Source organism: Stenotrophomonas sp. SXG-1 (assembly GCF_014083965.1).
Lineage (GTDB): Bacteria > Pseudomonadota > Gammaproteobacteria > Xanthomonadales > Xanthomonadaceae > Stenotrophomonas > Stenotrophomonas geniculata.
Genome location: NZ_CP046588.1, coordinates 1,618,687 through 1,634,580 on the forward strand (window position 1 = coordinate 1,618,687; position 15,894 = coordinate 1,634,580).

The following is a 15,894-nucleotide window of genomic DNA, read 5'->3' on the forward strand; positions in this document are numbered from 1 at the left end:
AGCCCTGATTTATCAGGGCTTTTTCTTTGCCTGGCGTTCGGCACGCGAGGCCGAAATCCCCTGATTCGCCCCCAAAATCATCGGTCTGCCACCCGTTTTCGGGTGGCAAACTCGCGTTAACATGTGCCGAGTGCGTTTACGTGAGTTTGAGCAGGGATGGCAACCAAGCGACGCCGGGGCGACTCCTGGCAGTACACGATCAAGCGGGCGGGGCTGCTGCCCCAGCCGGTCTACCTGAGCTTTGCCTCGGAGGCGGAAGGCGACGAGTATGTGCGTCGCCTTGAGGCGCTGCTCGACCGTGGGGTGGTGCCGGAGGAGCTGGCAAACACCAAGGCGGCGGCGAAGGACCTGCGCAGCCAGGTGACGGAGTATCGGAGCGCGCAGCACATTTCTGTCGATGACGAGCAGCTGCTTCCCGTCCTGCTCTCGCGGTTGCCTATTGGCATCACCTTGCCGCAGCTGACCTTCACTTGGGCGACAGAGTGGGTCACCACCATGAAGCGCGAGCAGAACCTTGCGCCTTCAACGATCCGGCACTACGTGGGGGCACTCTCGCGTGCCTTGGATTGGCTGGCTGCCCATGGCGCACTGCCAATGAATCCACTGCGACTCCTGCCTCGGGGTTATTCGACGTACACAGCTGATGACAAGATCGCCGTGAAGCGCATAGATGGGGAGGCGAAAGCTGACCAGGAGCGCGATCGCCGTCTGGAACCTGGTGAGGAAGAACGCATCCGCGAGATCCTGGCCGGCGCCAAGCCACCGGGGCGGCAGCGGCCGCTCGACCTGCCACAGCAGGAGGCGTTGATACTGATGTTCGACATGGCGCTGGAAACAGCCATGCGCATGCGCGAGATCTATACGCTCGAGCGCAGCCAGCTCGATGTGGCGCAGCGCACGATCTTCTTGGACAAGACCAAGAACGGGAGCAAGCGTCAGGTACCCATGACCTCAGTTCTGCTGGCGAAGCTTGCCGTGTATGAGGGTGACTACGATGGGCGGCTGCTGCCATTCTGGGCCGGCGAGCGTAGCCCGCTGGCCCTGCGGCGTGTATCGAGTAAGCTGTCGCGCCAGTTCGAGCGCATCTTCGTTGCGGCCGGGTGCGCGGATCTCGGCTTCCATGATTTGCGCCACGAAGCGACAAGCCGGCTGTACGAAAGGACCTCGCTGACGGACATCCAGATAGCGAAAATCACTGGGCATCGCGATCCGCGACAGTTGAAGCGGTACGCCAACCTCCGCGCTTCTGATTTGGCCGATCAGCTCTGGTGATCGGCCTGCTCGTAGGCGCGGAGGTCGGGCAGCTTGGTGCGACGCGACTTGCTCGCACGTCTTGTCGGCCCAGGTGTGGGTGAGTTGGCTGCAGGCTGGGTGCCGATCGCCGACTTCTTTCGCTCAGCAGCTTGCCTGCGCCCTTCCGAGCGCAGGAAGTCGATCAGGTCCTCACGCAGCATGACCGTGTGCTTCTGATTCAGGCGCACGGCTGGCACCTGGCCCCTGTCCACCAGGTCTTTCATCGCTTCCAGGCCGAGCCGCAGCATCCTTGCCGCGCCTTCGAGGCCCATGGTGTCGTCAAGGTCGTCCATGATCTGCTGTCGCTTAGCGCTCAAGGATTGCTCCTTTCTGCATCGCGGTAACGGGATGGCGACCAGTCACAGCTTTCATCGGCAGGAATGTGGCCGAACATTGCCGTGCAGCGCCGGTAATGCACGCAGTCGCCGCAGGTCTTTCCTTCAGGCAGATCCATGTCGTCGCCAGTGCGGCCGTACGGCTTTCGCTCAGCCATGGGCGGACTCCTTCTTGCATTGGCTGCACGCCGCGCTCTGTGGCGCCCTAACGGAGAACCTGGTGCCGCGCACATGCTCTCCGGGACGGATGACGATGTGGCCGCAGTCCAGTTCGCACTGGAAGCGACCCTCAAGCACGGACACTCCGGGGCTCGCAATGAACTTCGCATTGACCACCGTGCGGACAGGATCAACGTTGGAAGATTGATTAGCCACGCTCGCCTCCGGGGACTACTTTCCAGTTCTGAACAATCGAGCGATGACCGCACGGGCATTGGTGATCCAGTCCCTCCTGCATATGCAGGGCAACGTAGATGCTTACCGTATGTGCTTTTCGGCAAGTAGGGCATTTCCAGCTGCCCCCGACGTCTTTTGGCGTGATCCTGATCGGTGCGCTCATTTTCCAATCGCCTGGTTTTCGACGCCTTTCTGGTGCTCAATAACCTTGTGCGTGAGGTGCCGCGCAGCAGCCTTCGACGTCTCGACGATGCTCTCGGCACAAGTGCGAAAGATCTCCTCGATGTGGTGATCGTTGAGGTTGAGGATGACGGTTCCAGCCTCTCCGGAGAATGTGGCCTTGCCACTGTGCTTGCCCTTGTTCGGGCCGTACTCTTCCAGCCTGATGGTGAGATTGGTCAGGATCATTTGCCCACTGCCTGGCTGTCGTTGAAGACCGGCGCGGTCTGTTCGGGGTCGCGCGTGATGTGACGCCCGGCAGCATCGAAGTGCTGCTCGCTGTGAAAGTCGCCGTCGTCGCAGTCCTGGCAGATGATCTCCACCGTGTGCGTCTCGGGGTAATCGGTGTCTCGCCGCTGGTCTTCTCCGGCCTTGCGGCACTTCGGGCAGCGAAGGTTGATGGTGTCAGCCATTGCGAACCACCTTGCCTTCCACTGCGCCATGGAGCGACACGGCTTTGCCGCCTTTAGCCTTCAGTGCGCGGAAGCCCAGTTCCTTTGCCAGCTCGTCCCAGTCAACAGTGATCCCTACCGTGACTTCCTTCCCCGACCGCTGGTCCACGAAAAGGTACACACGGGTTTCGTTGTCAGTCATTGCGCAACACCTGGTAGCGGATCGCCTGAATCTCAGCTTCAGCGGCCTCGGCCCACCCTGCGCCATGTGCGAGGTAGTAATTGAGCATGAACCGAATCACCGCTGCCTGTTCCTCTTCGGCCTTGCAGGGAATTACATCGCCGCGCCTGCGCAGGACGTTCGCCCACGGGCTGCACCAGAAGTTGGGACGGCCGAGAATGTCGCGCACTTCCGGCGTGTCGGGGATCGAGGCAGGTGCCAAGTCCACGGCCTGCGCGGTTGGGGTGGCGTAGAGCGGCTTGGTGAACTGTCCGTCGCGCGTGAAGCGTGCCGGCAAGTACGCGCCGCCGTCACCAGGCACGCGGTCCTTGTGAGCCGCCAGCTGGCCGGGACTGACCCAGATCACTGGCTGCTTCACCGGCTGGCGGGCGGCGAGTGCTGCTTTCAGTTCGGCCAGCTCGCCGTGAACAGCGGCATAAATGTCGTGCGGTACGCGGAACTCAATCGCTTCCTCGATCCGCCCGATGCAGTCCAACACATCCTGGCCACTCGGGGAGGGCTGGGCGGAGAGCAATGCGGTCTGAATCGCTGCAACCACCCAGTCATGCGGCTGCCAACTGTTGGTCTCTTCGCGCGTCTGCGGCAGGTAGGCGTGGTCGTTGCAGTGGCCGAGCGCCGACTCGCGGGCCAGCTTAATGGCCCACGCACCTCCCTTGCTGCCTGGGGAGGGGTGGTGCGGACCGCTGCACGGGCCACCCATCCAGTCCTTGTCGCCACAATCGAGACAGCGTTCGCCCACGTCGTCCCATCGATGGGCGCGAGGTTCTCGGTTCAGCCTCACCCGCTTTGCTGTCCCCGCGCTTGATGCGGATCTCTTCTCCATCACCCTTCGCCTCATGACGGTGTAATCCATGACGATTCTTGCTACCGATATCAAGCTGCGGCAGTCGCAGCGTTTGACCGATAACCCTGACGGCGGTGGCCGCATGGTTCAGACCGAAATCGTTGACGGGGCGATGAACAACCTGTTCCCGGATATCGGTGATGAAGAGCGGACTACCGGCCGAACTACTCTCCGCAAGATGTTTGTGCATGTGGATACGCCCGCACCGGACGTCCTGAAGGACGCGATCGCTGTGTTGATCGATCCGCCCGCAGACCCGCGCGTGACCGTCACGATGTTTGCGACGGGCTCCTACAGTGACGTGCGCCTTGATGCCAAGAACCGCGTGGAGAGCTACATCACGCGCGGCACGGAGTCCCGCTTTGTGCTGCTCGGCAACCACTTCAGCGGCCAGATGACGATCCAGGTCTACGCGATGAAGGACGCGCCGAGCCCCGACATCAATGACAACTTCTCGCTGCTGACGCTCGCCAGCTCCGGGCATGATCCGGCCGAGCAGTACGTGCGGGTCAAAGGCGTGCTTTCCCGTACGACACGGACTTTTACCGATGACCAAGGGGCATTTGAGCGGGATGTCTTGGTGATCGAGCTGGTGAACGCGTTGCTGCGTGATTTCTACGGCCAAGAAGTGGTGCGTTACTCGGCCACCAAGCCCCCGACCAGGATCTACGAGACCAACGTGGTGGAGGCGACGAGCTATCACAGCGTCAAGCGCCTCACCGTCGCTGGGAAGCCTGGCGATCTGGCTGTGCAGGTCGATACCCCGTACGTCTCCATCGTTCCCACCTCCACGGCCGAAACCCCGGTCAGTGATGTCCTGGCCGGCATGGGCACCATCAGCCAGGTCCCGTCCGGCCCTGCCGGCAGCCTCGGCCAGAACTTCAGTGCCAGCTTTGCTGCTGGCGTGCCGGTCAGCCGATACCTCGGTACTGGGTTGGTAGTGGGCGCAGTAAGGGTGGTTGCAGGCAGTGTCGAACTCACCGACGACGGTACGGGCGGGCTCGCTTCCGCCGTGGCGACGCCCTGGAGCGGTACGGTCGACTATCAGAGCGGGGTCGTAGCGTTGACGCACGCGAGCGGCGTAGGCAGTACCAGTGTCAGCATCACTGCGTCCCCGGCGGGCTCCATCCCCATGCAGGGCTTCACCGACGAGATTGAGGTGACGCAGAACAACCAGGGCATGGTCTGGCTGTTCCAGCTGACCCCGCTGCCGGCCCCGGGTACGGTAGTAGTCGACTATCGCGCCCTGGGGCGCTGGATCAGGCTCACCGACAACGGCCGCGGCCGCCTGCTCGGCAAGCCCGGCCAAGGTACCGGAACCATCAATTACCAGACTGGCTCTGTCGTGGTAACCGCCGGCGCGCTGCCGGATCTGAAGAGCAGCATCATCTCCAACTGGGGCACGCCAATCATCGCGGAAGCCCGGGTCGGCGATACTGCTATCCTGCCGCCGGCGCTCCGCTTTGTGCTGGGAGAGGGCTCGGCGGTTCCCGGGACGGTGCAGCTGACGCTGCGAGTTGGCGGCGCCAATGTGGCGGTCACCGACAACGGGAACGGCGGCTTGCTGATCGGCGGGCAGGTCCGTGGACAGATCAGCTACTCGACCGGCGAGATCTCGCTCCGACCGCTGAATCTGCCTGATGCGGATAGCCAGCTCTCGATTGCCTATGACTGGGGGCAGCCGCTCCACGCGGCGCCGCAACCTGTTCCGGACTCGGCCGGGATCGTCTCGTTCACCCTGCCCCAGGGACCGGTGAGGCAAGGCACAGTGCTTCTCGACTGGCTTGTGAGTGTGCGGCGCGATCGCGATGACCTGTCGTCGGCGCCTCAGGCGATGCGGGTCATCGCCAAGGATGATGGCGCAGGCAACCTGGTCGGGGTTTCGGTTGGGGACACGGTCTTCAGCACTGTGCTGGGTGCTGTGAACTACAGCACTGGCGCGGTCTCGCTGCAGGCAGGGAAGTTCATGGTCCGTCAGGTTTCCTATCCCGTGTACGAGATCCGCTCCGGGCGTCTGAAGGTGGTTGGCTACGAGCGCCTGGACGTGCTGGCGCAGTTCTCCGCCGGCAGTATCGTTTCAGCCGGTTGGATGCTCGCCGGCGAAGCCGCCCAATCTGCGCAGGAAGTCATGCCGCTGCCTGCGGTCCAGCTGCAGCTCACCCCGACGATCAGCGACAGCATCGTTCCGGGTAGCGTCCGCTTCGCATTCCGTGGGCGCACCTACGTTGACCGTAGCGGCGGGCTGTATCACTCCATCGATCCCACCACTGGTTCGGGCATCTACGCAGGGACGATCGACTACGCCGCAGGTGTGGTGAACCTGGTGCAGTGGCTGGCAGGCGGCGCGAACAGTGTCCAGATCCAATCCCTCCTGACACGGATCGCCGATCCGGGCGTGGCGGTCAGCTTTTTCCGTGCGCCAGGTTCACCACTGCGGCCAGGCATGTTCACGCTGCGCGCGACCCGTATCGACGGTGAGCTGCTCACGGTGACTGCAGACATTAACGGCGTGCTATCAGCTGCGGAAATTCGTGGCAAGGTCGATTGGGAAAGTGGCGTGGTCAAGGTTCAGTTCGGCCAGCTGGTACCCGTGGCCGGGAATGAGGGCAAGCCCTGGTTCGATCCCGATCAGGTGGAGGGGGATCAGGTCTGGAGGCCGACGCTCGTACTGCCGGGCACGATCTACATGGGCGCGGTCGTGTATCGATCGATCCCACTGTCGGAGGTCGTGATCGGCTTGTCGTCTGTGCGTCTGCCCAGCGACGGCCGTGCGCCAGCGTTCAAGCCGGGACAGACCGTGCTGATCCACCACACGGCAAAGCACGTGGTGCCGTCGCCACAAGCGGGACAGCTCGTCACCTTTGGTCGCGGCAGGATTGCAGGCATCGAAGTACGTGACGCGGCCGGACGTCCGGTCGACGCCGCATGGTTCACGGCGGATCTGGACGTTGGCAATCTGCGCTTCAGTGACCCGCTGAACCTGGCCGCGTACACGCTACCGCTGACGATCAGTGAGCGCGTCGAGGACCGGCGCTTGGTGGTTCAGCCTCAGATCACCGGGGAAATCGAGATCAACACCTCCCTGACGCACGACTATCCCGTGGGGGAGGCGATGATCAGCACCGCACTGCGCTTGGGCGAGGCCAACGGGTCGCTGGACCTGCAGGCGCGTGTGGTGAGTCTGTTCGACCAGGCCGCATGGAGCAACGTGTGGGCCGATTCCCCGAGCGGCAGTGTTGCGCCCGGCACCTACAACGACACGGACTATCCGCTCGCCGTGACGAACAAGGACGCGATCACTGAGCGTTGGGCGGTGCGGTTTACCAGTGCAACCCAGTTTGAGGTGATCGGCGAGACGGTCGGCACGATTTCTGCCGGAAACACCACCACCGATCTCGCACCCATCAATCCTCGCACCGGGCAGCCGTACTTCGTGATGAAGAAGGAGGGGTGGGGAACTGGGTGGTCTACGAACAACGTTGTTCGCTTTAACACCGTCGGTGGCTTGGCACCCATTTGGATGATGCGTACGACGCTCCCGGGTACGCCGGAGGGTGCAACTGACTCCACCCGTTTTCAGGTCATCGGCAATATTCCAAGCGAGTAATCATCTATGAGTCTTGTACCAACCGTTTACGAAAGCACCGATCCGGGAGCACCGCAGCTTACTGGCCAGGTTGGCAGCCTGGTCGCGCTGTTAGATGCCGTTCTCGTGGATGGGTATGGCGTGGGGGCATCGAGGAAGACTGGAGCGGGATGGACCCGTGAGTTCAGCGCTCTGAACGTGCGTGCGTACCGAGGAAGTTTGGTCAGCGGCAGCGGGTACTTCCTCCGCATTGATGACTCCGCAACCGTGGGGAACGCCCGACATGGCTTTGCGCGTGGCTATCAGTCGATGACCTCCGCGTCATCAGGCAATAACCCTGTGCCCGCTGCTGCTCAGAAATCCAATGGCGTGCTTCTGCCGAAGTCGATAACTTTGGATGGAACTTCTCGCCGCTGGCGAGTTGTTGCCAACGAACGATTTATCTACCTGTTCATCGACACACGCAACGCAGGTAGCTTTTTTAGTTGGTTTGCCGGTGATTGCATTAGCTACAAGCCTGGCGATATGCATGGATTCGTCATTGCGTGCGTTGATCCGCAGGAGTGGAATGGTGGGTATGTGGAAAGCGCTTATTCGTTGAGCTGGGAGGACTACACCTTCTCTCCAATTGAAAGCTCATGCGGCTTGTATGTTGCCAGGTCGCATACTCTTGCGATCGGTGCGGTGCCATGCAATTTCTTTGGGATTCTTCGCGGAAGACTTCAGTTCGGTGGTTCTGGTACCGGTGCCTACCCGAGTGGCTCGACCATGGGGCTCCTCTACGAGTCCGTTAGGTTTGTAAACGGAGCTTGGTTTCCGCGCGGTGAGCTTCCTGGGGCGCTCGCGCCAATGCAACAGATCGGGATCATCGACAGTCTCCCGGACGGCATGATCATTGAGGGGCTCGATGGAACTGTGACGGATCGAGTTCTTGTTGTTCGAATCAACCGTGCATGCAACATCGAAGTCGATGCGCGATGGCGTGGTGCGCTACTCATTCGCATAAGTGGAGCATGGGAATGATGAATGCGCAGGGCTTTTTTATGAGGGTATCGCGCCCGCCAGAATTCTGTGGGCGAGGGGTCATCGGTGGATTGCCACCAGATCAGACTGGCAGCGATGGGCGCCTTCGAAAGATGAACCAGCCTTTCCGAGGGCGAGTGCTTGTGCTGGAACGAAGCACGCTCGTCTGCTGCGCTCAGGTCCTTAGTAGCGGTGCTGGGGAGTGGTTGGTCAGCGGACTGTCTCCTAACCATCGCTACATGGTGGTCGGAATAGACGCGACAGGTGAGGTCAACTCCGCGATTCAGGATTGGGTTCAGCCCTACGCCGAAAGCTGATGACCGATCCTACTCCTTTGCGTCTGCGACTTAATTTGGGTCCCTTCGTCGAGGCGGATGCGCGACGCGCTGGACTCAATCTTGGGGTGTACTGGGACGACGATGCTCCGGAACCTGTCATCCGGGGAATTCGGCAGGCTGCTGCAATTGCCTGGGCGCCTGCGGGGCGGCTTGGCCGCCTTTCTTCGATCCAGTGGCAACGCTCAGCCGCAGTCGATATGGCTGTCCGCCAGTGCTGGGTTGAATCGTCTCGAGTTCGGCGAGAGATCTCTGTCGGTTGGGGAATGAGCGGTTTGATCCACGGAGAGACGGGGTTTGTGTGGCGAACCGGCATGGCCCTGGTTGGGGGCAAGTGGCGAGCGGGGTGGGATCCCCTTCCGCTTGCAGGGTGCCAAGCACTGTACGCGTGGCACTCTTCGATGCACAGCGTGAGGCGATTGACCACGTTGCCTGCTCGCGGGCTTGCGGCCGAGCGGACCTCTCGCCGTTTGCAGTGGGGTAGTCGGCTGACCCCGGCTAGTGCCGGCCACTTGATAGCGTGGGCAAATCCAGTTGCCAGCCGAAGGGCCTCCCGGTTGCCCTGGGGCGCTGCGCGGCGAGTTCCTTGGGGCGTTCGCCCAACGCCCGGCCCGGGCCCAGATCCCGACCCCGATCCCACCTTCCCGCCTGGGAACCGGGTCGGTCTCAACCTTGGTTGCGCCGTGATTGGCGTGTCCGGCCTGGCTCCCCTGAATCTTGGTATCTCGGCGTGCTATGTGGTGCGCCCCCAACGTAGGACTTACGTCGTGATCAATGAAGTTTCATTTGTGCGGCTTCCTGATCGGGTACCGATCGAACTGGCCCGCGTCTCGCTCAGCGCCGGCCGTTCGGCTTGGGGCTGGACCTTTGACATCGAGCTGGCCGATGCCGATCAGCTGGGACTGCTCAAGCCCACGGCCTTGGGCCCGCGACAGTTCGAGCTGGTGCTGAACGGCTACGTCTGGACGGGCATCATCGAGAGCTTCCAGAAACAGCGCGAGTTTGCTGGGGGCGGTGTGCGTTTGAGTGGGCGATCAAGGACAGCGTTGCTGGCACCGCCTTACGCCCCCGCTCGCGTCAAGGCCACGACGGAAGAGCGCAGCATGGCCCAGCTTGTCGCCGAGGAACTGGCGGACACGGGCTTTGCCAGTCGGTACGACACGGTTGATTGGTTGGTGCCGCCTGGCGCATGGTTCTATGACGCGAACACGCCGCTGGATGCCATCAGTGCGCTCGCTGGTGCGAGTGGCGGGGTGGTGCAGTCCCATCCCTCGGACTTGGCGCTGGTTGTCCGTCCCAGCTACCCGGCCAGCCCATGGCTCTGGCGGGAGACAACGCCGGATCACCTACTGCAGGAAGACATTGTGCTGACCGAGAGCCTGCAGATGCGCAGTGCGCCCCTGTATGACGCGGTGGTGGTCACGGGAGAGCTGGCCGGGAAGGGGGTCACCTGCAAGGTGCGCAAGGCCGGCGAAGCGGGCCAGCTCTACGCGCAGCAGGTAAGTAGCCCCTTGATCAACGTTGCTGCCGCCGCAGCCGAGCGGGGGCGCAACATCCTCTGCGATCGCGGTGAGCAGGCGGCGGTGGACCTGACGGTGCCGCTTTTCCCGAGGCCGCTGAAAGCAGGGGAGATCGGGGTGATCCTGCCGCTCGACCTGGTACAGGTGCTGAGTTCTGAAGGAACTTGGCACGGCCAATGCGAGTCGATCCGCATTGAGGTCGTCGTGGATCAACAGGCGGTCGTGATCGAGCAGACAGCGACTCTGGAGAGGCATTTCACCGATGCGGACTGATCTGTGGGATCAATTCGGCGAACTGGTCAGCGGCCGGCCGCGATTGTTGGCAACGGTCACTGCACACAATGCAGATGGCACCAGTAGCCTGACAACCTACGACGGCGCGCAGATGCGAGCCTTCGGTCAGCTGCAGCAGCCCATTCCGTACAACGTTTGGGTCAGTGGTGGTCGATTGCTGGAAGCCGCGCCCAATCTCCCGTTGCTAGAAGTAGTCGTGTAACGAGACAGGGCTGACTGGCTACCAGCAACATTCGATAGACTCAGCTATAACCCAGGCCCTCAATGGAGTACTTAGACGCGCGTTCATGCCTGAGTGTTTGAGGCGAGCCTAGCTGATAAGCTAGGCAAAACTTGGCATGCAACCGCAGATCATGGAGGATTAGATGAGAAGTTTGTACAAGGGGCTGCTCGCTGGTGGTCTCGGCGCCGTGACGGCTGCAGTCGCTGGCTACGTGATTATCGGATCGAATACTGCTGGGTCCGGTGCAAATGTCGTCAAGGCCGCCGAGAGAAATTTGACCTCGGCGAAATTTGGGCAGTGCCAGGCGAGGCTTGATGGCTCGTATTTTGGCGACGACGAGGCTTGCAGGGAATACTTCACGGCCGTCGCCATCAAGCTCAAAGATAACCCTGAGTTGACCGCGATATCAGGTGTCCCTGTGGCTAATATTCGACAGGTGCATGCTGATTTGAATCGCGAAAAAGTAAAGGCTGGTGCGCCCGTGTACCCAGACCTTCCCAAAGCCGCAGTTGATCAAGCCCACCAGTGACGCGCCTATAAAGTGGTGGGCGGCAAATTTGTAGGATGGTCGTCCAAACCGGGGGCCGCTTTGGCAATCAGGCTACAAGTTCCAGCAGTGCCTCGGTGTTGTTACGCGGACTGTTCACTGCGCGGCTGACCCTATACGCCTCCATAGACGGAGGCGAGCTTGCCAGCAGCATCGCTATGGCATCGTCGGGGCTCGCTGTCATCCACTCATCGATCTGGCCGGCCTGCAACCAGACCGGCATGCGGTCGTGGATGTCGGCGGAGACGCCGCTGCTGTCGCCGGTGATGATCGTGAATGTGCCAAGGTTCCCGTCGGGTAGTAAGGGGCTGGTGTCCTCCCACAGACCTGCAGCCAGCAGCGGTTGCGCCGCGTGGATGAACCACGGGTCTTTCTTGCCGTCCTCGGGGCTGACCGACCACTCGTAGTACCCGGCCATGGGGATCACGCACCGGCGCTTCTTGAACGCAGACCGGAAAGCGGGCTTGGTGGCCACCGTCTCGATCCGCGCGTTGATGGTCGAACCCTGCAGGCCCTTGGCCTTGGCCCAGAACGGCAGCAGGCCCCACGCCAGCCGAGTTACCTGCCGGCCTTCACCCTGGTCCAAGATCACCGAGGCGCGCTGTGTCGGCGCGAGGTTGTAGCTTGGCTGGATCTCGGCCAGGCCGTGGGCAAGGTCAGCCAGCCCCGGCTGGCCGAAGTCGACAACGGGGAGCTGGACGAATCGGCCGCACATGCGCGGATCAGGCTGGCATCGCGAGGGGTAACGTATGCCCCAGCACGTCGTCGCATTCGACTAGGCGGGCGTTGCTGACGGCCTGGCGCTCGCCGCATCCGGCGCACGCGAGTAGGGTGCCGCCTTGCATTGTCTCCAGCTCCGGCGCCTTGGCATGGGTGATGTGCTTGCAGTGGTTGCAACGGACGCTAATAGCGGTCACGCGGTCGAGGTTGCCATCGCGGTCGCGTACTGCATCTAGATCGAGAACGTAGAAAAGGCCTGTATCGGGCATTGCGGTTTACCAAGAATTTTGGGGGATGCTGCCCTGATCGCTGCCTCCATCTTGTGATGACCGTCCGCATTCAGCATCACGCCTTCCTGAATTGTTGTGCAAGGCGTCGCTACCTCACGTAAACGTTCCCAAGCGTCTGGTAGGGTCGTGCCTCATCAAGGAGATGCGCAATGCCCATCAGGGCGGTTGTATACGTGAGCAGTGCCGGCGAGGCGATCGCCGGCGACAAGCTGGGCCTGTCCAACGGAAAGCTGGATCAGATTGTGGACGACGCGGCCCGGTTCAACCGTAATGCTGGCGTTACGGGGGTGCTCCTCTTCGATGGCGAACGCTTCCTCCAGTACCTGGAGGGGCCGGAAGACGGATTGTCAGTGGCGTACTCCCGCGTGCTGGGCGCGAGCAGCCACAACGGCGTTGTCGAGCTGCAAAGGGGCAGGGTGGGGCAACGCCGCCTGCCGTTCTGGCCGATGAAGTGGCTTCCGGTAGAGCCAGTGGAACTGAAGCGCTTGGCCCACGCCGACTGGACCCGATTCAATCAGCGCGGCGATGCCGACGATGCCAACGCTACGGCCATGGACCTCTTGGCTGCGTTGGTCGAACCGTACGCTATTGCCGCGTAGTCGGTGCCAAGTGGGCTCCATGGCGCTAGCATGGCCATGGAGCCCTTGACTGAAGTGGCCGGACTGGATCATGGAAGAATTGCCGAAGCGGAAGAAGAAGCCCAGCCGCAAAGACGGCTTCCCTTGGAAGAGCGCTATTGCCGTCGTGATTATCGTCGGCGTTGTCCTTGCCGTATTTGAAATGGGACGGGTCGAACGCGCGTACCGCGCGCAAGCCAACCGACAGGCCCTTGAAGCCATGCACGCTGTCCTTCAGCGGGAAGAGAGCGTCGGCCATCCGGCTGCGGACACGATCCCGGCCAGCGATGCAGATCAGAACGATCAGCAGGCCGGACCAGAACCCTCCAGCAAAGCGAAGTGAGGTGCCGGGGCGTAGGGCAAGCACCTGATCAGCCCCGCGCCGGCCCCAGTCCGAACGATTCAGCCAGGTCGCCGGCGCGTTCGCAGGATCTGCGACGGCCGGTCGTATCCTTCCGGCCATGTATTCCTCCCACGGCTTCCGCACCGCCCCGATCCCCTCTGGCTGGGTCCAGACCGGTGAGCGCTGGGCGCTCTGGTACAACGGTCGGGAGACGGCCAGCGTCACACCCGATGGTGGTCCCGGGGTGCGCCTGTGGATGGAGGGCCAGAAGTTCTGGGACGTGAAGGAAGTACGCGCGGCCAACGTTCGGCAGGCGAAGCGCTACGGCGAGCGCTGGTGCGCCGCCAGGTTGTATCCCGACCTGCCTCTGCGCGAGGCAGTCGCCCGGCTGACTGACACCACGCCGATCCAGCCGGAGCCGCCATTGCCCGGCCTGCCTCCGACCCGCGAGCAGCAGCAACAGGCCCGGCGTCTGGCCGAGGCCGGGGCGAAGGAGGTGGAGCGCATCAAGGCAGCGCTGGAGCCGCGTAAGCCTCCGGCCGAGACGAAACCCCGTCCGAGGGATGCGCGTAAGGCATGGGTGAGGGCAGGGCTGCGCGATCTACGTGGTTGGTGAGCGGAGAGGGTTCCCGAATACACGGGAGCTGCCCATTGCGAGACTAGCGGCCTGTTCGCAGGCCTCCTGAATTGAACTCAATCTAAGCTGTTGACTACAATGCACAGTACGCCAGCTTTCTAAGCCGGCCACCACTGATCGGGCCATTCCCAGCCGGAGTGTGATAAAACCCCGCTTGCGTGATATGAGCCAGGGGATCAGGGAAGGATGTTCATTTCTAGTGTGCGGGTGACTAATTTCAGGTCGCTCGTCGACTTGCATGTCGATTTTACAGTTTACACTGCGTTGGTTGGCCTCAACGATGCAGGCAAAAGCAACGTTCTTCGTGCTCTTAATCTTTTCTTCAATCAGGAAACTGATATTGATGAGCCATTGGTGTTTGAGAGGGACTTCTCTCAGAAAGCGCGAGTCGGTAAGAAAAAGGCGCGAGAAATAGTCATTGAGCTGGAGCTTCAACCTCCGGCGCACTATCGCGATTCTGAGGCGATAATATGGCGTAAGGTCTACCGAGGAGGTCCGCAGGATCCATTCCCGGATGAGATTAGGCGGAAAGATGGACAGCCTTTTTCACCGAATTCAAGAGTTAACTACTGGGCGCGAAACCTTGCTTTTGAGTACGTTCCAGCAGTTCGCGGGAGGCCCTTCTTCAACATACTTAAGCGACGCCTTCATGCTGCTCTGGCAGCAACCGTGGCTGGAAAGCTCAAAGACGCATCGGGGATGTTTTTAGAGGGTCTCCGTGTTGAGGTTGCAAAGATTGAGCAAGATTCGCTGCGTCTGCTGGATCTGAAGACAGAGTTCTCCCTGCCAGAGGATCTAGGTGATCTATTCGAGGCATTGGAGTTCAGCTCTTCAGACGTCGGCGTTTTGACTGCGCTTCACAACAGAGGCGATGGCGTTCAAGGGCGCCATGTCCCCCTCATTCTGAAATTTCTGGCGGAGCAGCGAAAGAAGAATTCTGCTAAAGGTAAGCCCGCCCCCGAGACGATATGGGGTTTCGAGGAGCCAGAGAACAATCTTGAGCTTGCAAAGCAAGTTGAGGTGGCTCGTGAGTTTGGCGAGTATGCAAAAGATGTTCAAATAATTGTAAGTACCCACTCTCCGGCCTTCTACAAAGCCGCAAAGGATAGCGAGTCGGGATCTATCCAGTTTGCTGCTCGCATCGACGGGCGAACTCAATTCCGCGACGAACCGTTGCCAGAGGCGGTTGACGGAAGCCTGGGGCTGATGCCATTCGTGGAGCCATACTTGGATCGCGCGGAGATGGAGCGACAGAAAGTATTGCGGGCACTAATGCAACTTCGCGATGAAGGCTTGGTATATAAAGGCAATGCACTTTTCATTGAGGGTTCGTCCGATCAGGTTGTTCTGCTCGGCGCGCTACAGGTTCTGGATATCCAGCTCGATGCCAAGATCGAGGTCGTGGAAGGCATGGGGGGAGGTGCAAATTGGGTGGCAGATAGGTGTATCGCTCGGGTTGCCTTGGCGGATGTGACCGGTAAAACCGTGGCACTATTAGATGATGATGACGCCGGTCGGGGCGCAGCTGAGCGAATTCGAACGGTGAGTGAGGCGCTTGGTCGAGCGGGGAAGGTGAGGTGTATCTTCGTCGGAAGAGATAATGGTGATGACCATGTCCGAGCAATTAAGCAAAGCGGCATGGGTATCTCTTGGGCGCTTGATGAAATGTGTGACGTGGACGATTGGCGTGCTGCCGAAGAGGCAGGATGGCTTGAGCCGCGAACTGAGGAGTTGCTCAAGCTCAATTTTCAGAAGCTCGGAGGGGATAAGACTCTGGCGCAATTGATCGAGGATCGCGTGGCTTCTCCGGTTCACAGGAGAATTGTCGCCAATTCGGTAAGGCCAGAGCGGAAGATGGCCTTCGCCAGAGCGGCTGCCGATACGATGGCGGTGCTTGGATATGTGCCTCCATCCCTAGAGCGACTGGTGAAGCAATTGCATGAGGTATTCTCGCCTGCGAGGTAGATTGGGGCGAGTGGAGAAAAATGGGGCGGGGGCTCGTCGGCCTCCGCGCTTCGGAAGTCCAAGGTGTCTTTCGC

The 15,894-nt window shown here is 61.2% G+C and carries 19 protein-coding genes; 11 read left to right on the forward strand and 8 right to left on the reverse strand.

Annotation, left to right across the window (positions count from 1 at the left end):
- Window positions 1-156 precede the first annotated feature (156 nt).
- Window positions 157-1,272, forward strand: a complete 1,116-nt coding sequence (locus GOC52_RS07420) for a site-specific integrase (RefSeq protein ID WP_191851036.1) — start codon at window positions 157-159, stop codon at window positions 1,270-1,272.
- Here the strand turns inward: GOC52_RS07420 and GOC52_RS07425 are convergent.
- From GOC52_RS07425 to GOC52_RS07450, 6 genes are all read right to left on the reverse strand, one after another.
- A complete protein-coding gene (locus GOC52_RS07425; RefSeq protein WP_191851038.1) occupies window positions 1,260-1,610 on the reverse strand; it encodes a hypothetical protein in 351 nt (116 codons plus the stop codon). The genes GOC52_RS07420 and GOC52_RS07425 overlap by 13 nt on opposite strands.
- Window positions 1,607-1,786: a hypothetical protein gene (locus GOC52_RS07430; RefSeq protein WP_191851040.1), complete on the reverse strand. Its 180-nt coding sequence runs from the start codon at window positions 1,784-1,786 to the stop codon at window positions 1,607-1,609. Before GOC52_RS07430 ends, GOC52_RS07425 begins: the two co-directional genes overlap by 4 nt.
- 397 nt (window positions 1,787-2,183) lie before the next feature.
- Window positions 2,184-2,432, reverse strand: coding sequence for a hypothetical protein (locus GOC52_RS07435; protein ID WP_191851042.1), 249 nt, complete (start codon window positions 2,430-2,432; stop codon window positions 2,184-2,186).
- On the reverse strand, window positions 2,429-2,656 hold the full coding sequence (locus tag GOC52_RS07440) for a hypothetical protein (protein WP_191851044.1): 228 nt from the start codon (window positions 2,654-2,656) through the stop codon (window positions 2,429-2,431). Before GOC52_RS07440 ends, GOC52_RS07435 begins: the two co-directional genes overlap by 4 nt.
- A complete protein-coding gene (locus tag GOC52_RS07445; protein ID WP_191851046.1) occupies window positions 2,649-2,837 on the reverse strand; it encodes a hypothetical protein in 189 nt (62 codons plus the stop codon). Before GOC52_RS07445 ends, GOC52_RS07440 begins: the two co-directional genes overlap by 8 nt.
- A complete protein-coding gene (locus GOC52_RS07450; protein WP_191851048.1) occupies window positions 2,830-3,729 on the reverse strand; it encodes a hypothetical protein in 900 nt (299 codons plus the stop codon). Before GOC52_RS07450 ends, GOC52_RS07445 begins: the two co-directional genes overlap by 8 nt.
- Between GOC52_RS07450 and GOC52_RS07455 the strand changes: the two genes are divergently transcribed.
- The 6 genes from GOC52_RS07455 (at window position 3,728) to GOC52_RS07475 (ending at window position 11,230) form a co-directional block, all read left to right on the forward strand.
- Window positions 3,728-7,327 carry a hypothetical protein gene (locus tag GOC52_RS07455; protein WP_191851050.1) on the forward strand — a complete coding sequence of 1,200 codons (3,600 nt, stop codon included), beginning with the start codon at window positions 3,728-3,730 and terminating at the stop codon, window positions 7,325-7,327. The two genes, GOC52_RS07450 and GOC52_RS07455, sit on opposite strands and share 2 nt — an antisense overlap.
- Window positions 7,328-7,333: 6 nt before the next feature.
- On the forward strand, window positions 7,334-8,329 hold the full coding sequence (locus tag GOC52_RS07460; RefSeq protein ID WP_191851052.1) for a hypothetical protein: 996 nt from the start codon (window positions 7,334-7,336) through the stop codon (window positions 8,327-8,329).
- 1,102 nt (window positions 8,330-9,431) lie between these two features.
- A complete protein-coding gene (locus tag GOC52_RS20730; protein ID WP_238794427.1) occupies window positions 9,432-10,457 on the forward strand; it encodes a hypothetical protein in 1,026 nt (341 codons plus the stop codon).
- A complete protein-coding gene (locus GOC52_RS07470; RefSeq protein WP_191851054.1) occupies window positions 10,447-10,680 on the forward strand; it encodes a hypothetical protein in 234 nt (77 codons plus the stop codon). The genes GOC52_RS20730 and GOC52_RS07470 overlap by 11 nt, the downstream gene beginning before the upstream one ends.
- Before the next feature lie 46 nt (window positions 10,681-10,726).
- Window positions 10,727-10,792, forward strand: coding sequence for a PsiF family protein (locus GOC52_RS20905; RefSeq protein WP_458309527.1), 66 nt, complete (start codon window positions 10,727-10,729; stop codon window positions 10,790-10,792).
- Window positions 10,793-10,843: 51 nt separating this feature from the next.
- Window positions 10,844-11,230 carry a hypothetical protein gene (locus GOC52_RS07475; RefSeq protein WP_191851056.1) on the forward strand — a complete coding sequence of 129 codons (387 nt, stop codon included), beginning with the start codon at window positions 10,844-10,846 and terminating at the stop codon, window positions 11,228-11,230.
- 67 nt (window positions 11,231-11,297) lie between these two features.
- On the opposite strand, the gene GOC52_RS07480 is transcribed toward GOC52_RS07475, so the two are convergent.
- Complete coding sequence (locus tag GOC52_RS07480) at window positions 11,298-11,963, reverse strand: SOS response-associated peptidase (protein ID WP_191851058.1); 666 nt, start codon at window positions 11,961-11,963, stop codon at window positions 11,298-11,300.
- A gap of 7 nt (window positions 11,964-11,970) precedes the next feature.
- Complete coding sequence (locus GOC52_RS07485) at window positions 11,971-12,237, reverse strand: hypothetical protein (protein ID WP_191851060.1); 267 nt, start codon at window positions 12,235-12,237, stop codon at window positions 11,971-11,973.
- A 170-nt stretch (window positions 12,238-12,407) separates the two neighbouring features.
- Here GOC52_RS07485 and GOC52_RS07490 point away from each other — a divergent pair, with 170 nt between their 5' ends.
- The 4 genes from GOC52_RS07490 to GOC52_RS07505 all read left to right on the forward strand — a co-directional run bounded on the left by GOC52_RS07490 (window position 12,408) and on the right by GOC52_RS07505 (window position 15,820).
- Window positions 12,408-12,857 (forward strand): BLUF domain-containing protein, encoded by a 450-nt coding sequence (locus GOC52_RS07490; protein WP_191851062.1) that lies wholly within the window; start codon window positions 12,408-12,410, stop codon window positions 12,855-12,857.
- 70 nt (window positions 12,858-12,927) lie between these two features.
- Entirely contained in the window at window positions 12,928-13,218 is a 291-nt protein-coding gene (locus GOC52_RS07495) for a hypothetical protein (protein ID WP_191851064.1), read from the forward strand.
- Window positions 13,219-13,336: 118 nt separating this feature from the next.
- Window positions 13,337-13,834: a hypothetical protein gene (locus GOC52_RS07500; protein ID WP_191851066.1), complete on the forward strand. Its 498-nt coding sequence runs from the start codon at window positions 13,337-13,339 to the stop codon at window positions 13,832-13,834.
- Window positions 13,835-14,041: 207 nt separating this feature from the next.
- A complete protein-coding gene (locus GOC52_RS07505; protein ID WP_191851068.1) occupies window positions 14,042-15,820 on the forward strand; it encodes an ATP-dependent nuclease in 1,779 nt (592 codons plus the stop codon).
- Window positions 15,821-15,894 lie beyond the last annotated feature (74 nt).

What these genes read in the sequence shown, in the direction of transcription:
- GOC52_RS07430 (WP_191851040.1), bottom strand. Translation starts at nt 1,786, where the DNA reads ATGGCTGAGCGAAAGCCGTACGGCCGCACTGGCGACGACATGGATCTG.
- GOC52_RS07450 (WP_191851048.1), bottom strand. Translation starts at nt 3,729, where the DNA reads ATGGATTACACCGTCATGAGGCGAAGGGTGATGGAGAAGAGATCCGCA.
- GOC52_RS07435 (WP_191851042.1), bottom strand. Translation starts at nt 2,432, where the DNA reads ATGATCCTGACCAATCTCACCATCAGGCTGGAAGAGTACGGCCCGAAC.
- GOC52_RS07490 (WP_191851062.1), top strand. Translation starts at nt 12,408, where the DNA reads ATGCCCATCAGGGCGGTTGTATACGTGAGCAGTGCCGGCGAGGCGATC.
- GOC52_RS07455 (WP_191851050.1), top strand. Translation starts at nt 3,728, where the DNA reads ATGACGATTCTTGCTACCGATATCAAGCTGCGGCAGTCGCAGCGTTTG.
- GOC52_RS07445 (WP_191851046.1), bottom strand. Translation starts at nt 2,837, where the DNA reads ATGACTGACAACGAAACCCGTGTGTACCTTTTCGTGGACCAGCGGTCG.
- GOC52_RS07500 (WP_191851066.1), top strand. Translation starts at nt 13,337, where the DNA reads ATGTATTCCTCCCACGGCTTCCGCACCGCCCCGATCCCCTCTGGCTGG.
- GOC52_RS07505 (WP_191851068.1), top strand. Translation starts at nt 14,042, where the DNA reads ATGTTCATTTCTAGTGTGCGGGTGACTAATTTCAGGTCGCTCGTCGAC.
- GOC52_RS07440 (WP_191851044.1), bottom strand. Translation starts at nt 2,656, where the DNA reads ATGGCTGACACCATCAACCTTCGCTGCCCGAAGTGCCGCAAGGCCGGA.
- GOC52_RS07485 (WP_191851060.1), bottom strand. Translation starts at nt 12,237, where the DNA reads ATGCCCGATACAGGCCTTTTCTACGTTCTCGATCTAGATGCAGTACGC.
- GOC52_RS07470 (WP_191851054.1), top strand. Translation starts at nt 10,447, where the DNA reads ATGCGGACTGATCTGTGGGATCAATTCGGCGAACTGGTCAGCGGCCGG.
- GOC52_RS07475 (WP_191851056.1), top strand. Translation starts at nt 10,844, where the DNA reads ATGAGAAGTTTGTACAAGGGGCTGCTCGCTGGTGGTCTCGGCGCCGTG.
- GOC52_RS07495 (WP_191851064.1), top strand. Translation starts at nt 12,928, where the DNA reads ATGGAAGAATTGCCGAAGCGGAAGAAGAAGCCCAGCCGCAAAGACGGC.
- GOC52_RS07420 (WP_191851036.1), top strand. Translation starts at nt 157, where the DNA reads ATGGCAACCAAGCGACGCCGGGGCGACTCCTGGCAGTACACGATCAAG.
- GOC52_RS07480 (WP_191851058.1), bottom strand. Translation starts at nt 11,963, where the DNA reads ATGTGCGGCCGATTCGTCCAGCTCCCCGTTGTCGACTTCGGCCAGCCG.
- GOC52_RS07460 (WP_191851052.1), top strand. Translation starts at nt 7,334, where the DNA reads ATGAGTCTTGTACCAACCGTTTACGAAAGCACCGATCCGGGAGCACCG.